The 19,882-nt window shown below is 70.7% G+C and carries 22 protein-coding genes and 1 other RNA gene; 11 read left to right on the plus strand and 12 right to left on the minus strand.

The window, feature by feature from the left end; translation table 11 throughout:
• Positions 1 to 11 precede the first annotated feature (11 nt).
• Together ybgC and ruvB are read right to left on the minus strand one after the other, a co-directional pair.
• Positions 12 to 452, minus strand: a complete 441-nt coding sequence (gene ybgC / locus JOD31_RS13785) for a tol-pal system-associated acyl-CoA thioesterase (RefSeq protein WP_204950913.1) — start codon at positions 450 to 452, stop codon at positions 12 to 14.
• Entirely contained in the window at positions 452 to 1,495 is a 1,044-nt protein-coding gene (gene ruvB, locus JOD31_RS13790) for a Holliday junction branch migration DNA helicase RuvB (protein WP_204950914.1), read from the minus strand. The genes ybgC and ruvB overlap by 1 nt, the downstream gene beginning before the upstream one ends.
• 66 nt (positions 1,496 to 1,561) lie before the next feature.
• Here ruvB and JOD31_RS13795 point away from each other — a divergent pair, with 66 nt between their 5' ends.
• Positions 1,562 to 2,155: a Uma2 family endonuclease gene (locus JOD31_RS13795; RefSeq protein ID WP_246482502.1), complete on the plus strand. Its 594-nt coding sequence runs from the start codon at positions 1,562 to 1,564 to the stop codon at positions 2,153 to 2,155.
• Positions 2,156 to 2,158: 3 nt separating this feature from the next.
• Here JOD31_RS13795 and ruvA read toward each other — a convergent pair whose 3' ends face one another.
• The 10 genes from ruvA to JOD31_RS13840 all read right to left on the minus strand — a co-directional run bounded on the left by ruvA (position 2,159) and on the right by JOD31_RS13840 (position 8,764).
• The gene (gene ruvA, locus JOD31_RS13800; protein WP_204950915.1) at positions 2,159 to 2,776 is read right to left on the minus strand and encodes a Holliday junction branch migration protein RuvA; all 618 of its coding nucleotides are present in this window, start codon (positions 2,774 to 2,776) and stop codon (positions 2,159 to 2,161) included.
• Positions 2,773 to 3,294: a crossover junction endodeoxyribonuclease RuvC gene (gene ruvC, locus JOD31_RS13805; RefSeq protein ID WP_020186394.1), complete on the minus strand. Its 522-nt coding sequence runs from the start codon at positions 3,292 to 3,294 to the stop codon at positions 2,773 to 2,775. The genes ruvA and ruvC overlap by 4 nt, the downstream gene beginning before the upstream one ends.
• 476 nt (positions 3,295 to 3,770) lie before the next feature.
• A complete protein-coding gene (locus tag JOD31_RS13810) occupies positions 3,771 to 5,030 on the minus strand; it encodes an Hsp70 family protein (protein WP_204950916.1) in 1,260 nt (419 codons plus the stop codon).
• A 183-nt stretch (positions 5,031 to 5,213) separates the two neighbouring features.
• Positions 5,214 to 5,960 (minus strand): YebC/PmpR family DNA-binding transcriptional regulator, encoded by a 747-nt coding sequence (locus JOD31_RS13815; protein WP_204950917.1) that lies wholly within the window; start codon positions 5,958 to 5,960, stop codon positions 5,214 to 5,216.
• A gap of 134 nt (positions 5,961 to 6,094) precedes the next feature.
• The gene (locus tag JOD31_RS13820; protein ID WP_204950918.1) at positions 6,095 to 6,916 is read right to left on the minus strand and encodes a TIGR00282 family metallophosphoesterase; all 822 of its coding nucleotides are present in this window, start codon (positions 6,914 to 6,916) and stop codon (positions 6,095 to 6,097) included.
• A 108-nt stretch (positions 6,917 to 7,024) separates the two neighbouring features.
• Positions 7,025 to 7,150, minus strand: coding sequence for a hypothetical protein (locus JOD31_RS19655; RefSeq protein WP_255400843.1), 126 nt, complete (start codon positions 7,148 to 7,150; stop codon positions 7,025 to 7,027).
• A gap of 91 nt (positions 7,151 to 7,241) precedes the next feature.
• Positions 7,242 to 7,823, minus strand: coding sequence for a 5-formyltetrahydrofolate cyclo-ligase (locus JOD31_RS13825; RefSeq protein ID WP_246482503.1), 582 nt, complete (start codon positions 7,821 to 7,823; stop codon positions 7,242 to 7,244).
• 25 nt (positions 7,824 to 7,848) lie between these two features.
• Positions 7,849 to 8,007, minus strand: a non-coding RNA gene (gene ssrS, locus JOD31_RS13830) — 6S RNA.
• Positions 8,008 to 8,114: 107 nt separating this feature from the next.
• Entirely contained in the window at positions 8,115 to 8,486 is a 372-nt protein-coding gene (locus JOD31_RS13835; protein WP_204950920.1) for a cell division protein ZapA, read from the minus strand.
• 5 nt (positions 8,487 to 8,491) lie between these two features.
• A complete protein-coding gene (locus JOD31_RS13840) occupies positions 8,492 to 8,764 on the minus strand; it encodes a DUF4164 family protein (protein WP_204950921.1) in 273 nt (90 codons plus the stop codon).
• A gap of 345 nt (positions 8,765 to 9,109) precedes the next feature.
• Here JOD31_RS13840 and tkt point away from each other — a divergent pair, with 345 nt between their 5' ends.
• The 10 genes from tkt (at position 9,110) to JOD31_RS13890 (ending at position 19,779) form a co-directional block, all read left to right on the plus strand.
• Positions 9,110 to 11,098, plus strand: coding sequence for a transketolase (gene tkt, locus JOD31_RS13845; RefSeq protein WP_204950922.1), 1,989 nt, complete (start codon positions 9,110 to 9,112; stop codon positions 11,096 to 11,098).
• 177 nt (positions 11,099 to 11,275) lie between these two features.
• Positions 11,276 to 12,286 (plus strand): type I glyceraldehyde-3-phosphate dehydrogenase, encoded by a 1,011-nt coding sequence (gene gap, locus JOD31_RS13850; RefSeq protein WP_204950923.1) that lies wholly within the window; start codon positions 11,276 to 11,278, stop codon positions 12,284 to 12,286.
• A gap of 124 nt (positions 12,287 to 12,410) precedes the next feature.
• The gene (locus JOD31_RS13855; RefSeq protein ID WP_204950924.1) at positions 12,411 to 13,610 is read left to right on the plus strand and encodes a phosphoglycerate kinase; all 1,200 of its coding nucleotides are present in this window, start codon (positions 12,411 to 12,413) and stop codon (positions 13,608 to 13,610) included.
• 51 nt (positions 13,611 to 13,661) lie between these two features.
• Positions 13,662 to 14,627, plus strand: a complete 966-nt coding sequence (locus tag JOD31_RS13860) for a class I fructose-bisphosphate aldolase (RefSeq protein WP_204950925.1) — start codon at positions 13,662 to 13,664, stop codon at positions 14,625 to 14,627.
• A gap of 199 nt (positions 14,628 to 14,826) precedes the next feature.
• Entirely contained in the window at positions 14,827 to 15,468 is a 642-nt protein-coding gene (locus JOD31_RS13865; protein WP_204950926.1) for a thiamine phosphate synthase, read from the plus strand.
• Positions 15,465 to 16,580 carry a tetratricopeptide repeat protein gene (locus JOD31_RS13870; RefSeq protein WP_204950927.1) on the plus strand — a complete coding sequence of 372 codons (1,116 nt, stop codon included), beginning with the start codon at positions 15,465 to 15,467 and terminating at the stop codon, positions 16,578 to 16,580. Before JOD31_RS13865 ends, JOD31_RS13870 begins: the two co-directional genes overlap by 4 nt.
• Positions 16,581 to 16,667: 87 nt before the next feature.
• A complete protein-coding gene (gene efp, locus JOD31_RS13875) occupies positions 16,668 to 17,231 on the plus strand; it encodes an elongation factor P (protein ID WP_020186408.1) in 564 nt (187 codons plus the stop codon).
• A gap of 146 nt (positions 17,232 to 17,377) precedes the next feature.
• Complete coding sequence (locus JOD31_RS13880; protein WP_204950928.1) at positions 17,378 to 17,956, plus strand: NADPH-dependent FMN reductase; 579 nt, start codon at positions 17,378 to 17,380, stop codon at positions 17,954 to 17,956.
• A gap of 54 nt (positions 17,957 to 18,010) precedes the next feature.
• Positions 18,011 to 18,796 carry an inositol monophosphatase family protein gene (locus JOD31_RS13885; RefSeq protein WP_204950929.1) on the plus strand — a complete coding sequence of 262 codons (786 nt, stop codon included), beginning with the start codon at positions 18,011 to 18,013 and terminating at the stop codon, positions 18,794 to 18,796.
• A 14-nt stretch (positions 18,797 to 18,810) separates the two neighbouring features.
• Complete coding sequence (locus JOD31_RS13890) at positions 18,811 to 19,779, plus strand: bifunctional riboflavin kinase/FAD synthetase (RefSeq protein ID WP_204950930.1); 969 nt, start codon at positions 18,811 to 18,813, stop codon at positions 19,777 to 19,779.
• Positions 19,780 to 19,882: the final 103 nt, after the last annotated feature.

Consider the following 19,882-nt stretch of genomic DNA (forward strand, 5'->3'; position numbering starts at 1 on the left):
CGCGGCCGCCGCTACTCCGTCCGCGCCATCTCCTTGCGCATCCGCTCGGGCATCCGCACGGGCCGCCCCTCGCGCACGTAGGCGCAGACGGCGAGGCCGGTGACGAGCGTCTCGCCGTCGCGGGTGACGGACTGGCCCAGCGTCAGCGACGCCTGCTTCACGTCGTGCACCCAGGTGGTGATGGCGACGACGTCGTCCATCCGCGCCGGCCGCAGGTAGTCCACCGTCATCCGGCGCACCACGAAGCCCTCGCGCACGGTCTCCCACAGTTTGCGGTGGTCGAAGCCGATCGCCCGCAGGATCTCGGTGCGGCCGCGCTCCATGTAGCGGAGGTAGTTGGCGTGGTAGACCGCGCCGGAGAAGTCGGTGTCTTCGTAGTAGATGCGCAGCGTCAGCACATGGCGGACGCCTTCGAGGCGCCCCCCGAGGCCGTCGTCGAGATTAGCGGTCATCAGTCCTCGCCGAGGTCGAACAGCGGCGCCTGCGACGTGGCGCTTGGAACGCTCAGCCCCAGGTGCCGGAAGGCGTGCGCGGTGAGCATGCGCCCCCGCGGCGTCCGCTGGATGAAGCCCTGCTGGATGAGATAGGGCTCGATGATCTCCTCCACCGCGTCGCGCGGCTCCGACAGGGCGGCCGCGATGGTCTCCACGCCGACGGGGCCGCCGTTGTAGTGGGTCGCGATCATCGAGAGATAGCGCCGGTCCATGGCGTCGAGGCCCAGGTCGTCCACGTCGAGCAATCTTAGCGCCCGGTCGGCGCTTTCGCGCGTCACTTCCGCGTCGCCCGACACCGCGGCGAAGTCGCGCACCCGGCGCAGCAGGCGGCCGGCGATGCGCGGCGTGCCGCGGGAGCGCCGCGCAATCTCCCGCGCCGCCTCGGGCCGCATCGGCAGCCCCAGCACCCGCGCGCCGCGCCGCACGATCAGCTCCAGTTCGTCGACTTCGTAGAAGTTCAGCCGGATCGGGATGCCGAAACGATCGCGCAGCGGCGTCGTCAGCAGGCCCGCGCGGGTCGTCGCCCCGACCAGCGTGAACTTCGACAGGTCGATCCGCACCGAGCGGGCGGCCGGGCCCTCGCCGATGATGAGGTCGAGCTGGAAGTCCTCCATCGCAGGGTAGAGGATTTCCTCCACCGCCGGATTGAGGCGATGGATCTCGTCGATGAAGAGCACGTCGCGCTCCTCGAGGTTGGTCAGCAGCGCCGCGAGGTCGCCGGCCTTGGCGATGACCGGCCCCGAGGTGGCGCGGAAGCCGACCCCGAGCTCGCGCGCGACGATCTGGGCGAGCGTGGTCTTGCCCAGCCCCGGCGGCCCCGCGAACAGCACATGGTCCAGCGCCTCGCCGCGGGCTTTCGCGGCCTGGATGAACACCGAGAGGTTTTCGCGGGCCTGCTTCTGGCCCGTGAAGTCGGCGAGCGTCTGCGGCCGGATCGACGCCTCGAGGTCGAGGTCGTCGTCGCGCAGATGCGGGTCGCGGACGGGGCTTTGGGCGGTCATGCGTCCGTTCGATGCGGCGGAGGAGAACCCGTGATACGGTATCCGCGGACTTCAGGAAACACGGCCATGCCCCTCCGCGCCGAGACGCCGGGATACGAGTACATGTCCCTCGACGACTTCGAGGAGTTGCTCGCCGACAAGCCTGCGCACGAGAAGTGGGAGCTGATCGGCGGGCGCGTCGTGCGCATGATGGTCGGCGCGCGCTGGGAGCACGCGCGCATCGTACAGAACATCGCGCGCCATCTCGGCAACCGGCTCGACGCCGCCGGTTCGCGCTGCCAGGTCTTCGCCGAAACCTTCTTCATGAAGCAGGCCGAGCTGGAGGCCGCCACGCTTCCCGACGTCATGGTCGTCTGCGGCGACCTTACCCCGGGCGCGACGTCGACGGACGCTCCCGTCGTCCTGTTCGAGGTGATGTCCGCCGGCTCCGAGGCGCGTGACCGGTTCGAGAAATGGCATGTTTACCAGCGCCTTCCCTCGCTTCAGCATTACGTTCTGGTGACCCGCGATCGGCCCATGATCGAGGTTTTCGACCGCGAGGGCGGCGTCTGGTCAGGCCTTCGGCTGTTTGAAGGCCTCGACGGCGTGGTCAAGCTCGACGCGCTCGGCGTCGAGCTCCCCCTCGCGGACATCTATCGAGGCGTTCTCTCCGGAGGCTAAGCCTCACTTCGCCAGCTCCTTCAACCCGGCCCGGATCAACTGCTCCGTGGTCGCGCCGTCGCCCGCCGTCTTCAGCGCGGCGGCGATGGCGCCGCTGGCCTGCGGGGCGGCGTAGCCGAGATTGACGAGGGCGGAGACCGCGTCGCGCGCGGGCTGAGGCCCGCGGGCCTCCGCGACCTCGCCGGCGAACCGCGCGAGCGCCGGGTCGACGTCCGCGAACAGCGGCGCGCGGTCCTTCAGCTCGGCCGCGATGCGCATGGCGACCTTGGGGCCGACCCCCGGCGCGCGGGAGATCGCCGCCTTGTCCTGTAGGGCGATCGCGGTCGCGAGATCCGACGCGTCCATCACCGACAGCACGCCGAGCGCCACTTTCGTGCCGACGCCCTGCACCGTGTTCAGCAGCCGGAACCACTCGCGCTCCAGATCGGCCATGAAGCCGAACAGCTGGATGCGGTCCTCGCGCACATGGGTCTCGATCGAGAGCCGCGCGATCTCGCCGGCCTTCGGCAGCCGCTGCAGGGTGCGGGCGGAGCAGTGCACGAGGTAGCCGACGCCGCCGACGTCGAGGATTGCCCAGTCGGGCCCGACGGAGTCGACCGTGCCGGTGAGCTTGCCGATCATGCGCTCATCCTCGTCGCCGCCGCGAGGCGCGCGCGGGCGCCCCGGTGCTGGGCGTGGCAGATCGCGACGGCGAGCGCGTCGGCCGCGTCGGCTCCCTTATAGGTCGCCTTCGGCAGCAGGATGGCGATCATGGCCTGGATCTGCCGCTTCTCGGCGTGGCCGGCGCCCACCACGGTCTTCTTCACGAGGTTCGGCGCGTATTCCGCGACCGCGAGCCCCGCGAGCGCCGGCACCAGCATCGCCACGCCGCGGGCCTGTCCGAGCTTGAGCGTGGCCGACGGGTTGTTGTTGACAAAGGTCTCCTCGACCGCCGCCTCGTGCGGCGCGTGCTCGGCGAGAACGGCGGAGAGCCCAGCGTGCAGGGCCGCCAGCCGGTCGGCGAGATCGCGCGTGTCGTCGGGCGTGATCACGCCCGCGGCGACGAAGGACAGGCGGGACCCTTCGGCGACGATGATCCCCCAGCCGGTGCGGCGGAGGCCCGGGTCGACGCCGAGGATGCGAATCGGTGCGAGGCTCATGACGACCGATGTAACGGCCGAAGGTTTACGGAACACAAGCAGAACGTCCGCCACGGCGGAAATTCCGGAGCCCTTCCGCCTCGAACCTCCCTTCCCTTCTCCCCTTGCGGGAGAAGGTGGCGCGAAGCGCCGGATGAGGGGTCGTCCGGGACATCCTGAAACGTTGGAGGGCGTCCCGGACGACCCCTCACCCCTACCCTCTCCCGCAAGGGGAGAGGGGGACCGCGACGGCGCGCATCATCCCCCCGCGACCAGCCTAGCTCCGCCGTCGAAGCCGCGCGCTCTTCCCTTCTCCCCTTGCGGGAGAAGGTGGACGGCGGCGTCAGCCGCCGGCCGGATGAGGGGTCGCCCGGGCCATCCTGAACGTTGGAGGTCGTCCCGGACGATCCCTCACCCCTACCCTCTCCCGCAAGGGGAGAGGGGGACTACGACGTTGCGGGTCATTTGAAAGTGATGGAGCCGAGCTTCGCGCCCGTCTACGCCGCGGCCATCGCCCCATAGCGGCGGGCGGCTTCGAGGGTGAGGCCGGCGCCGACCGCGCCGAAGACGTCGCCCTCCACCACACGGACGCCTGGCAGGCCGCCGAGGATCGCGGCGCGCACGTGCGGCACGCGGGTGGAGCCGCCGGTGAGGAACACGGCGTCGATCTCGCCGGCGCCGACGCCGGCCTTCGCGAGGCAGCTCGCCACGCAGGCCGTGATCTTCTCCGACTGGTGACGGGTGTGGGCGATGAAGCCGTCGCGCGTCAGCTCCGCCGCGAGACCTCTCTCCACCACGTCCAGCGGCAAGGTCGCGCGCTCGGCGTCGGAGAGCCTGATCTTGCCCGCCTCGACGTCGGCTGCGAGGCCATGGCCGGCCTCGGCCTCGATCACGGTCAGCAGGCGGTCCAGCAGCTCGGGCTTCGCCGCCTCGCGCCGGACCTCGCGGACCTGCCGCGCGGTTCGGCCGTCGTAGAGCTTGTTGATGCTCGACCAGGTGGCGAGGTCGTGGAAATAGGTCGAGGGGACCTCGAGCTCCTTGCGCTTCATGGGCGAGCCGAGGCCCAGCAGCGGCATCACCGCGCCGAGGCTCAAGCGGCGGTCGAAGTCGACGCCGCCGACGCGCACGCCGTCGTTGGCGAGGATGTCCGAGCCGCGCTCGGCGCGGCCGTGCCGGTCGGGCGAGAGCCGGATGACCGAGAAGTCCGAGGTGCCGCCGCCGATGTCGGCGATCAGCGCCAGCTCTTCGCGCGCGACCTCGCGCTCGTAGTCGAGCGCGGCGGCCACCGGCTCGTACTGGAACGACACGTCCTTGAAGCCGACCGAGAGCGCGATCTCGCGCAGCGTCGCCTCGGCGCGGGCGTCGCCCTCCGCGTCGCCGTCGACGAAGTGCACGGGACGGCCATGCACGACGGCGTGGAGCGCGCGGCCCGAGGCCGTCTCGGCGCGGCGCTTCACGATGGCGAGGTAGCGCGCGACGACGTCGCGGAACTTCACGCGCTCGCGGCCGATCACCGTCGCCTCGTCGATCAGCGCGGTGCCGAGCACGGACTTGAGGCTGCGCATCAACCGGCCCGGCTCGCCGGCGAGATAGGCCGCGAGCGCCGCCCGGCCGACGCGGGACTCGCCCGAGGGCGCGAAGAAGATGGCGCTCGGGATCGTCAGCTCGTCGCCTTCGAGCGGCGCAAGCCGGGCCTGCGCGCCCGCGAGGCCGAGCGTGGTGTTGGACGTGCCGAAATCGAGGCCGCAGGCGGTCATGGAATGCGCCGGTGCTGGGACGGGGGCGCGTCTTCTAACCGCGTCGGCTGGCCGCGTCCATGCCGGGGGAGCGGAGGAGGGCCGCAGCTGCAGGGCGACCGGGCATTCGCATCAAGTTCCGCGACGGAAGATCGTAAGGCGTCGTCCTCCGGCTTGGCCGGAGGGCGACGGCCCGAGGACCGTTCAGCCGCTGATCTTCGCCATGATCTCGTCGGAGATCTCGTAGTTGCCGAACACGTTCTGGACGTCGTCGTCGTCGTCGAAGGCGTCGAGCAGCTTGAGCAGCGAGGCCGCCTTCTCCTCGTCGAGCGGCGTGGTGGTGGTGGGGCGCCACACGACCTTGGTGCTCTCCGCCTCGCCGAGCGCCGCTTCGAGCGCCTTGGAGACCTCGTTCAGGTCCTCGAAGGCGCAGGTGACGACGTGGTTCTCGGCGTCGGACTCCACGTCCTCCGCGCCGGCCTCGATCGCGGCCTCGAGCACGGCGTCGGCGGTGCCGGCCTTGGCCGGATAGACGATCTCGCCCACGCGGTTGAACATGAAGCCGACCGAGCCGGTCTCGCCCAGCGCGCCGCCCGACTTGGTGAAGTAGGAGCGGACGGCAGAGGCGGTGCGGTTGCGGTTGTCGGTCAGCGCCTCGACGATGACGGCGACGCCGCCCGGGCCGTAGCCCTCGTAGCGGACCTCCTCGTAGTTCTCGCCGTCGGCGCCCGAGGCCTTCTTGATGGCGCGCTCGATGTTGTCCTTGGGCATGGACTGCGACTTGGCGGCGCTGATCGCGAGGCGGAGCCGCGCGTTCATGTTGGGGTCGGGCAGCCCGGCCTTCGCCGCCACTGTGATCTCGCGCGCGAGCTTCGAGAACAGCTTCGCCCGAACCGCGTCCTGGCGGCCCTTGCGGTGCATGATGTTCTTGAACTGCGAATGACCGGCCATGGTCCGCTCCGACGTCGTCTTCTTATTGGGGGACGCGTCCGGTCGCCGATGTTTCAGGCGCGCGCGGCGGATCACGTCCGGCGATTGAGGTGCGCGGCGTTATAAGACCACGTTTTTGGGAAGGAAAGTCCGGCTTAGTCCCAGAAGTCCGGCCGCGCCTCGCTGAGCGCCCCGCCGATCCGCACCGGCGCGATCCGCGCGGCGAGGCCGCGCCCGTCGACCTCGACGGCGAGTCCGGAGAGCGTGCCCTCGCCTTCCGCCGGCTCGAACCGGCCGGAGGGCAGCTTGCGCAGGAACCGCTGGATCGGCTCGTCTTTCTTCATGCCGAGCACGCTGTCGTAGTCGCCGCACATGCCGGCGTCGGACATGTAGGCCGTGCCGCCGGAAAGGATGCGGTGGTCCGAGGTCGGCGTGTGGGTGTGGGTGCCGACGACGAGGGTGGCGCGGCCGTCGAGGAAATGGCCGAAGGCCTGCTTCTCACTGGTGGCCTCGGCGTGGAAATCGACCACCACGGCGTCCGCGGCCTCGCCCAGCGGGCAGGCCTCGAGCTCGGCGTCGATCGCGCGGAAGGGATCGTCGAGCGCCGTTCCCATGAAGACGTTGCCCATGACGTTGACGACGAGCACGCGGGCGCCGTCGCGCGCCTCGATCAGCTGCGCGCCACGGCCGGGGGTGCCCTTGGGGAAATTGACCGGCCGCACCAGCCGGTCCGCGCGCTCGGCGAACACCAGCGCCTCGCGCTGGTCGAAAGCGTGGTTGCCGAGCGTGACCGCGTCGCAGCCGGCGTCCAGCAGGTCGTTGTAGATCGCTTCGGTGATGCCGAAGCCGCCCGCGGCGTTCTCGCCGTTGATCACGACGACGTCGAGCGCCCAGCGCTCGCGCAAAGCCGGCAGCCGCTCGGCCACCACGTTGCGCCCGGCGCGGCCGACCACGTCGCCCAGAAACAGAAGTCGCATGCGGGGACCCCGGATGACGGTGACGCGCGCCGGCCCTCAGGACCGACGCGCTTCACTATCCGAGCTTTGGAGCGCCGTCATCGCAGGAATGCGCGGCGCGGGCCGCAATCAGCGGGCGATCGCCTGGCCGGTGGCGGTGACGTCGCGCTTGGCGCCGCGCACGGTGTTGGCGCAGGCGGCCATCGAAACGGAGAAGGCGATGAGAACAGTGAAAGCGACCAGACGACGCGCCATGTGGCGAACTCCCGAAAAACGATCAGCCGGCGTCAAAGTGCCCGGCGGTCATGAACGCACGAACACACGCCTTGGTTTCGCCTTGGGATCGCTAAATCGGCGCCGTGTGGCCACGCTCGGTCAAAAGACCGTCCAGACGCTGGTCGTAGGCGTCGGTGGGCACGCGCTCCACCTCCTGCGCGGCGAAGGCGAGCCCGACCGCGATGGTCGGCCGCGACGCCCTGAGCTTCTCCAGCGAGCGGTCGTAGAAGCCGCCGCCGTAGCCCAGGCGGAAGCCGCGGGCGTCGAAGGCGGCGAGCGGGGCGAACAGCAGGTCGGGCTCGACCTCCTCGGCGGCATCGCCCGGCTCCAGAAGGCCGAAACGGCGGGTCTCGAGCGGCTCGCCCGGCGCCCAGGCGCGGAACACCAGCGGCGCGTCCTTGCGCGCGATCACGGGCAAGCAGAGGGGGACGCCCATGGCGTGGAGCCGCGCCATCAGCGGCGCGGTCCCGATCTCGCCGCGGATCGCGACGAAGACGGACACGCGCCGGGGCCGCAGTCGGCCCACGAGTTCGGCGCCGATCTCGGCGACCGCCTCCGCCGCCCGCGCGCGTTCGTCGGGCGGAATCGCCGCCCGGCGCGCGAGCGTCTCGGCCCGGAGCGCCGCCTTGAGGGCGGCGGGGTCGGTGGTCATCGTTCGTGTCATGCGAGATGAGAAGCGCGGAGCCGCAGAGGCCGTTGGATGTAAGATCCCGGGACACCTACATAGTAGGTGGGCGCCGTTGTGACCAAGACCACGGTCGAGACCAGTGACAGCTCCCGTTCGGAATCGTAAGGGCCCGGGGATTCAAGTCTCCTGACGCACCCCGCAGCACCGCAACGCCAATGTAAGCGAGCGGAGGGAGAAGCGCCAGTGGCGTCTCGAAGCAAGGCACCAAGCCGACCGAATGCCAAGTCTTGACAGCCTTCGAACGTGCGCCCCGCCCTACTCCCGCCGCACCCCGTCCGACAGCTCCTCCGCCAGCCGCTCCAGCCGTTCGGCGGCGGCGGCGATCTCGTTCGCGACGTCGGCGTGGCGGCCGTCGAGCGCGGCGCCGGCGTCCGCGTGGGCGGCCCTGAGGCCGGCGATCTCGGCTTCGAGCGCGGCGTGGCGCTTCTTGGCCTCGCTCAGCTCGTCCGCCACCATGATCGCGGTCATGATCGACAGGCGGACGTCGCCGACCTCGCCGAACGTGCCGCGCAGGTTGGAGAAGCGGCCGTCGACCTCGCGGCCGAGCGCGAGAAGGTGCTCCTCCTCGCCCTCCCCGCAGGCCATGCGGTAGTCGCGTCCGCCGATCGTGACCTTGACCTGCGCCACCGCGATCAGCCCTCCGTCTCGGCGAGCGCGGCGCGCACCGCCTCCATCGCCGCGTCGATGCGCGTCGCGAGCTCGCGGTCGCCTTCCCCCGCCGCCTCGGCGCGCTGGGCGGCCTGGTCGAGCAGCTCCGCGAGGCGCAGGCGATCGTCGGCGAAGGCGCCGAGTTCCTCCTCGCGGGCGCGGGCGGCGTCCGCCGCGTCGAGCGCCCGGCCGACCGCCGCCTCGGCCGCGTCGAGCGCGGCGTCGAGACGTTTCAGCGCGGCGTCCAGCTCGCTCACCCCTTGGCTCCCCCGGCGTCGGCCGCGACCAAACGCGAAAGCGTCGATCAGGCAAGACCTTGCGCGCCCGACTTTAAGAGCTGCGTCGAAGTTGCGTCAATCGCGCGCGCCCCGGCGTCCACGGCTTTCGCGGAAACCACGCCGGCCGCTGCGTATTGACATGTTTGGGCGCCCCTTTAAACGTCCGGGCAACCTCGGCGTCCGCCGCAGTTTCGAGGGCGACGGCGTCTCCCCGGAGCGTCCGTCCGACGACCGCGCGGCCGGTCGACCCGTCTTTCGTAGGGATCGCTTCGTCCGGCGAAACGTTCTCCGCGGAGACAGAACTCAAGGATCGGATCTCCCACGATGACCGACGCGATCGACACCCGCCGGCTGGCCAACGCCATCCGCGCCCTCTCCATGGACGCGGTCGAGAAGGCGAACTCCGGCCATCCCGGCATGCCGATGGGCATGGCGGACGTGGCGACCGTGCTGTTCACCAAGGTCCTGAAATTCGACGCCGCCGATCCGCACTGGTTCGACCGCGACCGTTTCGTGCTCTCCGCCGGCCACGGCTCGATGCTGCTCTATTCGCTGCTGCATCTCACCGGCTCCAAGGAGATGACGATCGAGGAGCTGAAGCGCTTCCGGCAGGTCGGCTCGCGCACGCCAGGCCATCCCGAGCGCGGCCACACCGAGGGCATCGAGACCACGACGGGCCCCCTCGGCGCGGGCATCTCGAACTCCGTCGGCCTCGCGCTGGCCGAGCGCATCCTCGCCGCGCAGTACCCGACGCTGACCGACCACCGCACCTTCGCGATCTGTTCGGACGGCGACCTGATGGAGGGCATCAGCCAGGAGGCGATCGCGATCGCGGGGCACTACAAACTGAGCAAGCTTGTGTTCCTTTACGACGACAACGGCATCTCGATCGACGGCGAGACCTCGCTGTCCGACTCGGTCGACCAGATCGCCCGCTTCCAGGCCTGCGGCTGGAACGCCGTCCGCATCGACGGCCACGACGCCGAGGCGATCGAGGCTGCGATCAAGGCGACCGAAGGGTCGGACAAGCCGACGCTCATCGCCTGCAAGACCACGATCGGCTTCGGCGCGCCCAACAAGGGCGGCACGGAGAAGGTCCACGGCTCGCCGCTCGGCGCGGAGGAGATCGCCGCCGCCCGTAAGGAGCTCGGCTGGGAGTATCCCCCGTTCGTGATCCCGGACGACGTGAAGCAGGCCTGGGAAAAGGCCGGCTCGCGCGGCGCCGGCGCCCGCGCCGAATGGGAAAAGCGTCTCGCGGCGCTCGGCGCCGACGAGAAGGCCGAGTTCCTGCGCCGCCAGCGCGCGGAGCTTCCCGCGGGCTTTGCGAAGGCGATGGCCGACTACAAGGCGAAGCTCTACGCCGAGCCCAAGGAGATGGCGACGCGCAAGGCCGGCGAGGCCGCGCTGACCGTCGTCTCGCAGGCGCTGCCGGAGTTGGTCTCCGGCTCGGCCGATCTTACGCCGTCGAACAACACCTTCACCAAGAACATGACGGTGGTCTCCCCCGGGTCCTACGGCGGCACCTTCGTGCACTGGGGCATCCGCGAGCACGGCATGGCGGGCGCCATCAACGGCATGGCGATCCACGGCGGCCTGCTGCCGGTGGGCTCGACCTTCCTCGTGTTCTCCGACTATTGCCGCCCGTCGCTGCGCCTCGCCGCGCTGATGAAGCTGCGCGTGGTGCAGGTGTTCACCCACGACTCGATCGGCGTCGGCGAAGACGGCCCGACCCATCAGCCGGTGGAGCACGTCGCCTCCCTGCGCGCGATCCCGAACCTCAACGTGTTCCGCCCGGCGGACACGATCGAGACGGCGGAGGCTTGGGAGCTTGCGGTCTCGAGCCTGGAGCGCCCGAGCCTGCTGGTGTTGACGCGCCAGAACCTGCCGCAGCTCCGGCTCGAGGATAAGGGCAACCTGACCGCCAAGGGCGGCTACGAGCTCGCCGCCGCCGACGGCCCGGCGAAGGTCAGCCTGTTCGCCACCGGCTCGGAGGTCAGCCTCGCGATGGAGGCCAAGGCCAAGCTCGACGCCGCGGGCGTTCCGACCCGCGTGGTGTCGATCCCCTGCTTCGAGCTGTTCTTCGACCAGCCGGGCGCCTACCGCGCCGAAGTGATCGGCACGGCGCCGGTCAAGATCGCGATCGAGGCCGCCATCCGGCAGGGCTGGGACGCGATCGTCGGCTCCGACGGCGGCTTCGTCGGCATGTCGAGCTTCGGCGAGAGCGGCCCCTACAAGGAGGTCTACGCGCACTTCGGCATCACGACCGAGGCCGTCGTGGCGCTCGCCAACGCGATGGCCGAGACCTCCGCATAATCACGGGCGTGAATGGCGGTCTACGCCAAAACTCATGCGCATTTTTTCCCGCGAGGCCCCATATAGGGGCCCGCGGCGGCCCGCGATCCCTCAGGATCGCAGGCCCGCGTCGACAGGGATGACAATCGGGGCGTCGGGCGGACAAGCGCGGCGCGACAGGGAAGGGAAGACACGACAATGGCGGTGAAGGTCGCGATCAACGGCTTCGGGCGCATCGGACGGCTGGTGCTCCGGGCGATCGTTGAGTCCGGGCGCAAGGACATCCAGGTGGTCGCGATCAACGACCTGGGGCCGGTGGAGACCAACGCGCACCTGCTGCGCTACGACTCGGTCCACGGCCGCTTTCCCGCCGAGGTGACCGTCAACGGCGACGTCATCACCGTCGCGGGCCACGGCGACATCAAGGTCACCGCGATCCGCAACCCGGCCGAGCTGCCGCACGCCGAGCTCGGCGTCGAGATCGCGCTCGAGTGCACGGGGCTGTTCACGGCGAAGGACAAGGCCGCAGCGCACCTGCAGGCCGGCGCGAAGCGCGTCATCGTCTCGGCTCCCGGCGACGGCGTCGACCTGACGGTCGTGTTCGGCGTCAACGAAGACAAGCTGACGAAGGACCATCTGATCGTCTCGAACGCGTCCTGCACCACGAACTGCCTGGCGCCCGTCGCCAAGGTGCTGAACGACGCGATCGGCATCGACCACGGGTTCATGACGACGATCCATTCCTACACCGGCGACCAGCCGACGCTCGACACCATGCACAAGGACCTCTACCGCGCCCGCGCGGCGGCCCTCAGCATGATCCCGACCTCGACCGGCGCCGCGAAGGCCGTCGGCCTCGTGCTGCCGGAGCTCAAGGGCAAGCTCGACGGCGTCTCGATCCGCGTGCCGACCCCGAACGTCTCGGTCATCGACTTCAAGTTCGTGGCCAAGCGTCCGACCAGCGTGCAGGAGGTCAACGACGCCGTGAAGGCGGCGGCCGCCGGCAAGCTCAAGGGCATTCTCGACGTGGTCGACGCGCCGCTGGTGTCGTCGGACTTCAACCACAACCCGCACTCGTCGAGCTTCGCGCTCGACCAGACCAAGGTGCTCGAAGGCACCTTCGTCCGCGTGCTGAGCTGGTACGACAACGAGTGGGGCTTCTCGTCCCGCATGTCGGACACCGCGACCGCGCTCGCGAAGTTCCTCTGAGGCCCGACGCGGCCGAACCGCCGCCGTGCGTCCCGGCCCTCGGCCGGGGCGCACGTTCGAGGACTTGCCCGGGTTCTCTGACGACCAATAAAGGCCGAACGGCCGCGCTGGGGGACACAGCCTGATGACCGACTTCAAGACCCTCGACGACGTCGACGTCGCCGGAAAGCGCGTGCTCGTGCGCGTCGACCTGAACGTGCCGATGGACGGGGCGCGGGTGACCGACGACACCCGGCTGCGGGCGATCCAGCCCACGCTGAACGAGCTCGCCCAGAAGGGCGCCAAGACCGTCCTGCTCGCCCACTTCGGCCGGCCGAAGGGCAAGCGCGACGACAGCCAGTCGCTGAAGGTCGTGATCCCAGCGCTCGAAACGGCGCTGATGCAGGACGTCGGCTTCGTGGACGACTGCGTGGGCGAGGCCGCGGAAGCGGCCGTCGCGCGCATGACGCCGGGCGACGTGCTGCTGCTGGAGAACGTCCGGTTCCACCCGGGCGAGGAAAAGAACGACCCGGCCTTCGCCGCCGAACTCGCCAAGCTCGGCGACATCTACGTCAACGACGCCTTCTCCGCCGCGCACCGCGCGCACGCCTCGACCGAAGCCCTCGCGAAGCTGCTGCCGGCCTACGCCGGCCGCTCCATGCAGGCCGAGCTCGACGCGCTGACCAAGGCGCTCGGCGCGCCTCAGCGCCCCGTGGTCGCAGTCGTCGGCGGCGCCAAGGTCTCGACCAAGCTCGACCTGCTCGGCAACCTCGTCGCCAAGGTCGACTACCTCGTGATCGGCGGCGGCATGGCCAACACCTTCCTCGCGGCCGACGGGGTCGACGTCGGCAAGTCGCTGTGCGAGCGCGACCTGCTCGACACCGCGCGCGAGATCACGGCCAAGGCCGCCGCGGCGGGCTGCCGGATCGTGCTGGCGAGCGACGGGCGGCTGTCGAAGGAGTTCAAGGCCAACGCCGAAAACCGCGTCGCGCCGGTGACCGACGTCGCCGCCGACGAGATGATCCTCGACATCGGGCCGGACGGCGTGGCGGAGGTGTCCGCCGTGCTGGAGACGGCCAAGACGCTGGTGTGGAACGGCCCGTTCGGCGCCTTCGAGATCGCGCCGTTCGACGAAGGCACGGTCGCGGTCGCCCGCAAGGCCGCGGAGCTGACCGACGAAGGCCGTCTTCTGTCCGTCGCCGGCGGCGGCGACACTGTGGCCGCCCTCAACCACGCGGGCGCCGCGGAAAGCTTCACCTACGTGTCGACCGCGGGCGGCGCCTTCCTCGAATGGCTCGAGGGCAAAGATCTGCCGGGCGTGAAGGCGCTCGCCGCGACAAAATAAGCGTTCTGTTCTATATCAGGCGCAAACCGCGAACCGAACTTCGAGAGGCCCATGAACGCTCAGACCAAGATCACCCCCGCGACCCATTCGCTCATCACGCCGCGGGTCAAGGAAATCCTGTCCTGGTACGAGAGCGACAACCCGGGCACGAAGGCCAACCTCTACAGGCTGCTGATGACCGGCCGCCTCGCCGGCACCGGCAAGCTGGTGATCCTGCCCGTCGACCAGGGCTTCGAGCATGGCCCGGCGCGGTCCTTCGCGCCGAACCCGGCGGGCTATGACCCGCACTACCACTACCAGCTCGCGATCGACGCCGGCCTCAACGCCTACGCTGCGCCGCTCGGCATGCTGGAGGCGGGCGCCTCCACCTTCGCCGGCCAGATCCCGACCATCCTCAAGATGAACAGCGCGAACTCGCTGTCGCGCCTCAACGAAGACGCCGACCAGGCGGTGACCGCGTCGGTCGCGGACGCTGTGCGCCTCGGCTGCTCGGCGATCGGCTTCACGATCTATCCCGGCTCCGACGCGGCCTACGACCAGTTCGAGGAGATCCGCGAGCTGTCGGCCGAGGCCAAGTCGGTCGGCCTCGCGGTCGTGGTGTGGTCCTACGCCCGCGGCGGCACGCTGACGAAGAAGGGCGAGACCGCCGCCGACGTCATCGCCTACGCCGCCCACATGGCGGCGCTGCTCGGCGCCCACATCATCAAGGTCAAGCCGCCAACGGACCACCTCGAGCTCGACGCCGCGAAGAAGGCCTACGAGAAGGCCAAGATCCCGGTCTCGACGCTGTCCGAGCGCATCCAGGACGTGGTCAAGAGCTGCTTCGGCGGCCGCCGCATCGTCATCTTCTCGGGCGGCGAGACCAAGAACGACACCAACGCGCTGCTCTCCGAGATCAGCCAGATCGCGGCCGGCGGCGCCTTCGGCTCGATCATGGGCCGCAACGCCTTCCAGCGCCCGCGCGACGAGGCGATCGAGCTGCTCGGCAAGATCATCGACATCTACGCCAAGGCGTGATCGACGTCTGACCTCATCCCGGACGTCGCGGCGCGAGCCGCGGCGATCCGGGATCGTCTTTTCGGGATGGCGTTCGTCCGTCCGACGATCCCGGCTCCGCGCCGACGACGCGCGGTCCGGGATGACGACGCCCCGCCCCGCTTTCGCCACGCTCGGGCGTGAGACAGCGTCCACGCCATTCCCCGCCCGTCCGAGCCCCATGACCCTTCCCCATCGCACCCGCCTGATGCTCGTGACCCCGGAGCTCGCCGAGACCGAGGCCTTCGCGCCCGTCTTCGCCGCGGCGCTGGCGGCCGGCGACGTCGCCGCCGTCGTGGTCCGGCTCGCGGCCGCCGACGACCGCACCCGGATCGCGCGCGCGAAGCCCCTGATCGCGACGGCCCAGGAGGCCGGGGCCGCGGTGCTGCTCGCCGGCGACGGCGTCGAGGACATCATCGGCAAGGCCGGCGCGGACGGCGTTCATCTCGTCTCCTCGGCGCTGCTGCCCGACATGGTCGAGCGCTTCAGCCCGGAGAAGATCGTCGGCTTCGCCGCCCCGCGCTCCCGCGACGCCGCAATGGAGGCGGGCGAGGCCGGAGTGGACTACCTGCTGATCGGCCTCGACGGCGCTGAGCCGTGGGACGCCGAGACCACCCGCGACCGCACCGAATGGTGGGCCGAGATCTTCGAGGTGCCCTGCGCCGGGTTCGCCGCCACGATCGATGACGTCGCGGCGATCGCCGCCGCGGGCGCCGAGTTCGTCGCGCTGGGCGACGCGGTGTGGCGCCACGTGGACGGCCCGGCGGCCGGCGTCGCCGCGGCCGGCGCGCAGATCACGCTCGGCCGGGCCCCGACGCCGTGAGCCCGCGCGCCGCAGGTCTCGCGGCGCTGCTGACGGCTTGTCTCGGGGCCGTCGGGCCCGCGATCGCGCAGCAAAAGCCGCGGCAGGGCGAGGTCCCCGCGCCGGCCGAGCTTCCGGTGCCCAGCCTGCGCGACATGATGATCACGACGCCGACCCCCTCGGGCGTGCCGAACGCGCCCGAGGCGAAGAAGGCGCCGGAGCCGCCGGTCGACCCGAACGCCGATCTCGCCTACGGCGCGTTCCAGCGCGGGCATTACATCGCCGCCATGGCGGAGGCGCGCAAACGCGTCGAGGGGCGCCGCCTCGACCCCGCCGCGATGACGCTGATCGGGAAGCTCTACGCCGACGGCCTCGGCGTCGGCCGCAACGAAGCCGAGGCCGCGCGCTGGTTCGAGCGCGCCGCGTCGCTCGGCGACCGCGAGGCGATGTTCGCGCTCGGTCTCGCGCGGCTCCAGGGCGTCGGCGGCGAGAAAGACCCCAAGGAGGCCGCCGACTGGTTCGAAAAGGCGGGCGAGATCGGGCAGTCCGAGGCGCTCTACAATCTCGGCGTGATGCGCCTGCAGGGCGAGAACGGACGTCCCGACTTCAAGGGCGCCGCCGAGGCGTTCAAGGCGGCGGGCGACGCCGGCCAGGCCGACGCCCAGTACGCCTACGCCGCGCTCCTGAAGGAAGGCCGCGGCGTCGACAAGAACGTCGAGGAGTCCGTGCGCTGGCTCGCCCGCGCTGCGGCGCAGGACCAGATCGCCGCGCTGGTCGAGTACGGCATCGCGCGCTTCAACGGCTCGGGCGTGGAGAAGGACGAGGCCGACGCCGCCCGGCTGTTCGAGCGGGCGGCCGAGCGCGGCAACGCCATCGCCCAGAACCGTCTCGCCCGGCTCTACGCCTACGGCCGGGGCGTCGGCCGCGACCCCGCCCGCGCCGCGGCGTGGCATCGGATGGCCCGCGCCCAGGGCCTGAGCGACGCCTGGCTGGAAGGCTTCGTCCAGACGCTGTCGGAGGCCGACCAGGCCAAGGCCGACGAGTTGTCGAAGCGCTGGGAGGCGAGGCTCGGCCCCCTGCCGGCGGCGGAGGCGGCGGTTGTGGGCTCCGGGTCCCCCGCCCCCAAACCTTGACGGCGGGCGTCCGCGGGGGCAAACGAGCGCAACCTTTTTTAAACGCCGCGTCCCACGCGCCGCGGCGCTCGTCCGGAAGACAGCTCCATGAAGATCAACGGCAACCAGATCACCCCCGGCATGGTGCTCGAGCACCAGGGCGGCCTCTGGGCCGCGGTGAAGACCAACGCCGTCAAGCCCGGCAAGGGCGGCGCCTTCAACCAGGTCGAGATGAAGAACCTGATCGACGGCCGCAAGCTCAACGAGCGCTTCCGCGCCGACGAGACGGTGGAGCGCGTCCGCCTCGAGCAGAAGGACTTCCAGTTCCTCTACGCCGAGGGCGAGGACCTGGTGTTCATGGACACCAGCACCTACGAGCAGATCACGCTCGCGACCGAGTTCGTCGGCGAGCGCGCGGCCTTCCTGCAGGACGGCATGCAGGTGACAGTGGAGATGCACGAGGAGCGCCCGATCGGCATCAAGCTGCCCGACCAGGTGACGCTCGAGATCGTCGAAGCCGATCCGGTGGTGAAGGGGCAGACCGCCGCCTCCTCCTACAAGCCGGCCAAGCTTGAGAACGGCCTGCGCGTGATGGTGCCGCCCTTCATCGGCTCCGGCGAGCGCATCGTGGTCGACACCAACGAAGTGACCTACCTGCGCCGGGCCGACTGACGGGCGCCAAGGGCCGCGTCGTCCCGGACAAGCGCCGCCAGGCGCGCAGATCCGGGACCGCACCCAATCGTCCATCCGAGGCGCGATCCCGGCTCAGCGCTTCGCTGCGGCCGGGATGACGGCTTGAGACCAAGGAGCCCCAGAGCATGCCCCTGACGCTTCCCGTGCTCTACGGCTCCGTCCGGACGGAACGCCAGGGCGTCGTTCTCGCCCGCTGGATCGCCGAGGCGCTGCGGGCGCGCGGGCATGACGCGCCTCTGATCGATCCGATGGAGCGGCGCCTGCCGCTGCTCGACCGGATGTACAAGGAATACAAGCCCGACGAGGCGCCGCCCGTGCTTCGGGAGCTCGCCGATCTCTACGGGCAGGCCGACGGCTTCGTGCTGGTCACCGGCGAGTACAACCACGGCGTCCCGCCGGCGCTGAAGAACCTGCTCGACCACTTCCTCGAGGAGTACTTCTGGCGGCCGTCGGCGATCGTCAGCTACTCGGCCGGCGGCTTCGGCGGCGTCCGCGCCGCGATGCAGCTCAGGGCGATCGTCGGCGAACTCGGCATGCCGTCGATCCCCTCCATCTACGCCGTGCCGAAGATCGGCCAGGCCTTCGACGACGCAGGCCAGCCGACGGACGCGAAAGTCGCGACGCGGTTCGACCGCTTCGCCCGAGAACTCGAATGGTACGCCGAGGCGCTGAAGACCAAGCGCGCCGGCGGCGTGCCGTACTGACCTGACCATCCCAGCGCCCTCCCCGGCGGCGCCGACCTGAAAGCGAACTTCCCCATGGCCCGCTCGCCCGTCCTCAACGTCATGGTCCAGGCCGTCATGAAGGCCGGCCGCTCCATGCGCCGCGACTTCGGCGAGGTCGAGCAGCTGCAGGTCTCCGCCAAGGGCCCGGGCGACTTCGTCACCGCCGCCGACCGCAAGGCCGAAGACATGCTGCGCACCGAGCTGCAGCGCGTGCGGCCGGGCTACAGCCTGGTGATGGAGGAGAGCGGCGTGATCGAGGGCACCGACCCCGACCACCGCTGGATCGTCGACCCGCTCGACGGCACCACCAACTTCCTCCACGGCATCCCGATCTTCGCGATCTCGGTGGCGCTGGAGCGCGCCGGCCAGCTGGTCGCAGGCGTCGTGTTTAACCCGATCACCGACGAGCTGTTCACCGCCGAGCGCGGCGGCGGCGCCTACCTCAACGACCACCGGCTGCGCGTGGCCGCCCGCCGCGACATCGTCGAGGCCGTGATCGGCTGCGGCGTGCCGCACCTCGGCCGGCCGAAGCACGACCTGTTCCGCGAGGAGCTGTCGCGCGTGCAGGGCCGCGTCTCGGGCGTGCGCCGCTTCGGCGCCGCCTCGCTCGACCTCGCCTATGTGGCGGCGGGCCGTCTCGACGGCTTCTGGGAGCGCGACCTGAAGTCCTGGGACATCGCGGCCGGCATACTGCTCGTGAAGGAGGCTGGCGGCTTCGTGACCGACGCGACCGGCGGCGACGCCATGCTGAAGAACGGCTCGGTGGTCTGCGGCAACGAGCACATACATCCCGAGCTGCTCAAGCTCGTGAAGGGCTGAGCGGCGCGGCGGCGATGACCGGTCGGACGCCAGAGCCGCTGATCGACCCCGCGACGCTGCCGGAGCCTTTGCGTGACGGCCACGTCGTCGTCGGCAATTTCGACGGCGTCCACCGCGGCCACGCCGCGGTGATCGCTCAGGCCGCCGAACCCGCCCATGCCGCGGGCCGCCCCGTGGTGGCGCTGACCTTCGAGCCGCACCCGCGCACCTTCTTCCAGCCCGACCGCCCGCTGTTCCGGCTGACCGACTCCCGCGAGAAGGCGCGCCTGCTGGCGCGCGCAGGCGCCGACGCCACCGTCGTGCTGACCTTCGACGAGCGCCTCTCGCAGATCGAGGCGGAGGACTTCGTCGCCGAGGTGCTGGCGCGCCGGCTCGGCGCCCACACCGTCGTCGTCGGCTGGGATTTCCATTTCGGCCGCGGCCGGCTGGGCTCGCCCGCCTTTCTCGCGGAAGCGGGTCCCCGGCACGGCATGTTCGTGGAGGTGGTCCCGCCCCACGGCGGCGCGACGCCGGTCTCCTCCAGCGCGATCCGCGACCTGCTGGCGGCCGGCGACCTCGCCGCCGCGAACCGCCTGCTCGGGCGCCGCTGGACGGTCGAGACCGAGGTCGTTCACGGCGACAAGCGCGGCCGCGAGCTGGGCTTCCCGACCGCCAACCTCGTGCTGCCGCCGGAGACCCGGCTGGCCTACGGCATCTACGCCGTGCGCGCGCTGGTCGACGGCGCGATCGTCAACGGCGTCGCGAGCTTCGGCAGCCGCCCCCAGTTCGACGACGGCGCGCCGCGGCTGGAGGTGTTCCTGCTCGACTTCTCCGGCGATCTCTACGGCAAGCGCCTGCGCGTCGAGCTCGTCGCCTGGCAGCGCGCCGAGGCGAAATTCGAAAGCGTGGAGGCCCTGATCGCCCAGATGGAGCGCGACAAGGCCGAGGCCCGCCGTCTGCTGACGCAACCGGAAGACCCGCTCGCGCCGAGCGCGCTGGTCTGACGTCGAGCGCTGCGGCGCCCCGGCCTCCGAGCCGGGGCCGAGATGCGCCTGGAGCGGAATGCCGGGCGTCCGTCCCGACCAGCCTATGCTTGCTCCGTCGGCG

The sequence above is a fragment of the Methylopila capsulata genome (genome assembly GCF_016907975.1).
Taxonomy (GTDB): domain Bacteria; phylum Pseudomonadota; class Alphaproteobacteria; order Rhizobiales; family Methylopilaceae; genus Methylopila; species Methylopila capsulata.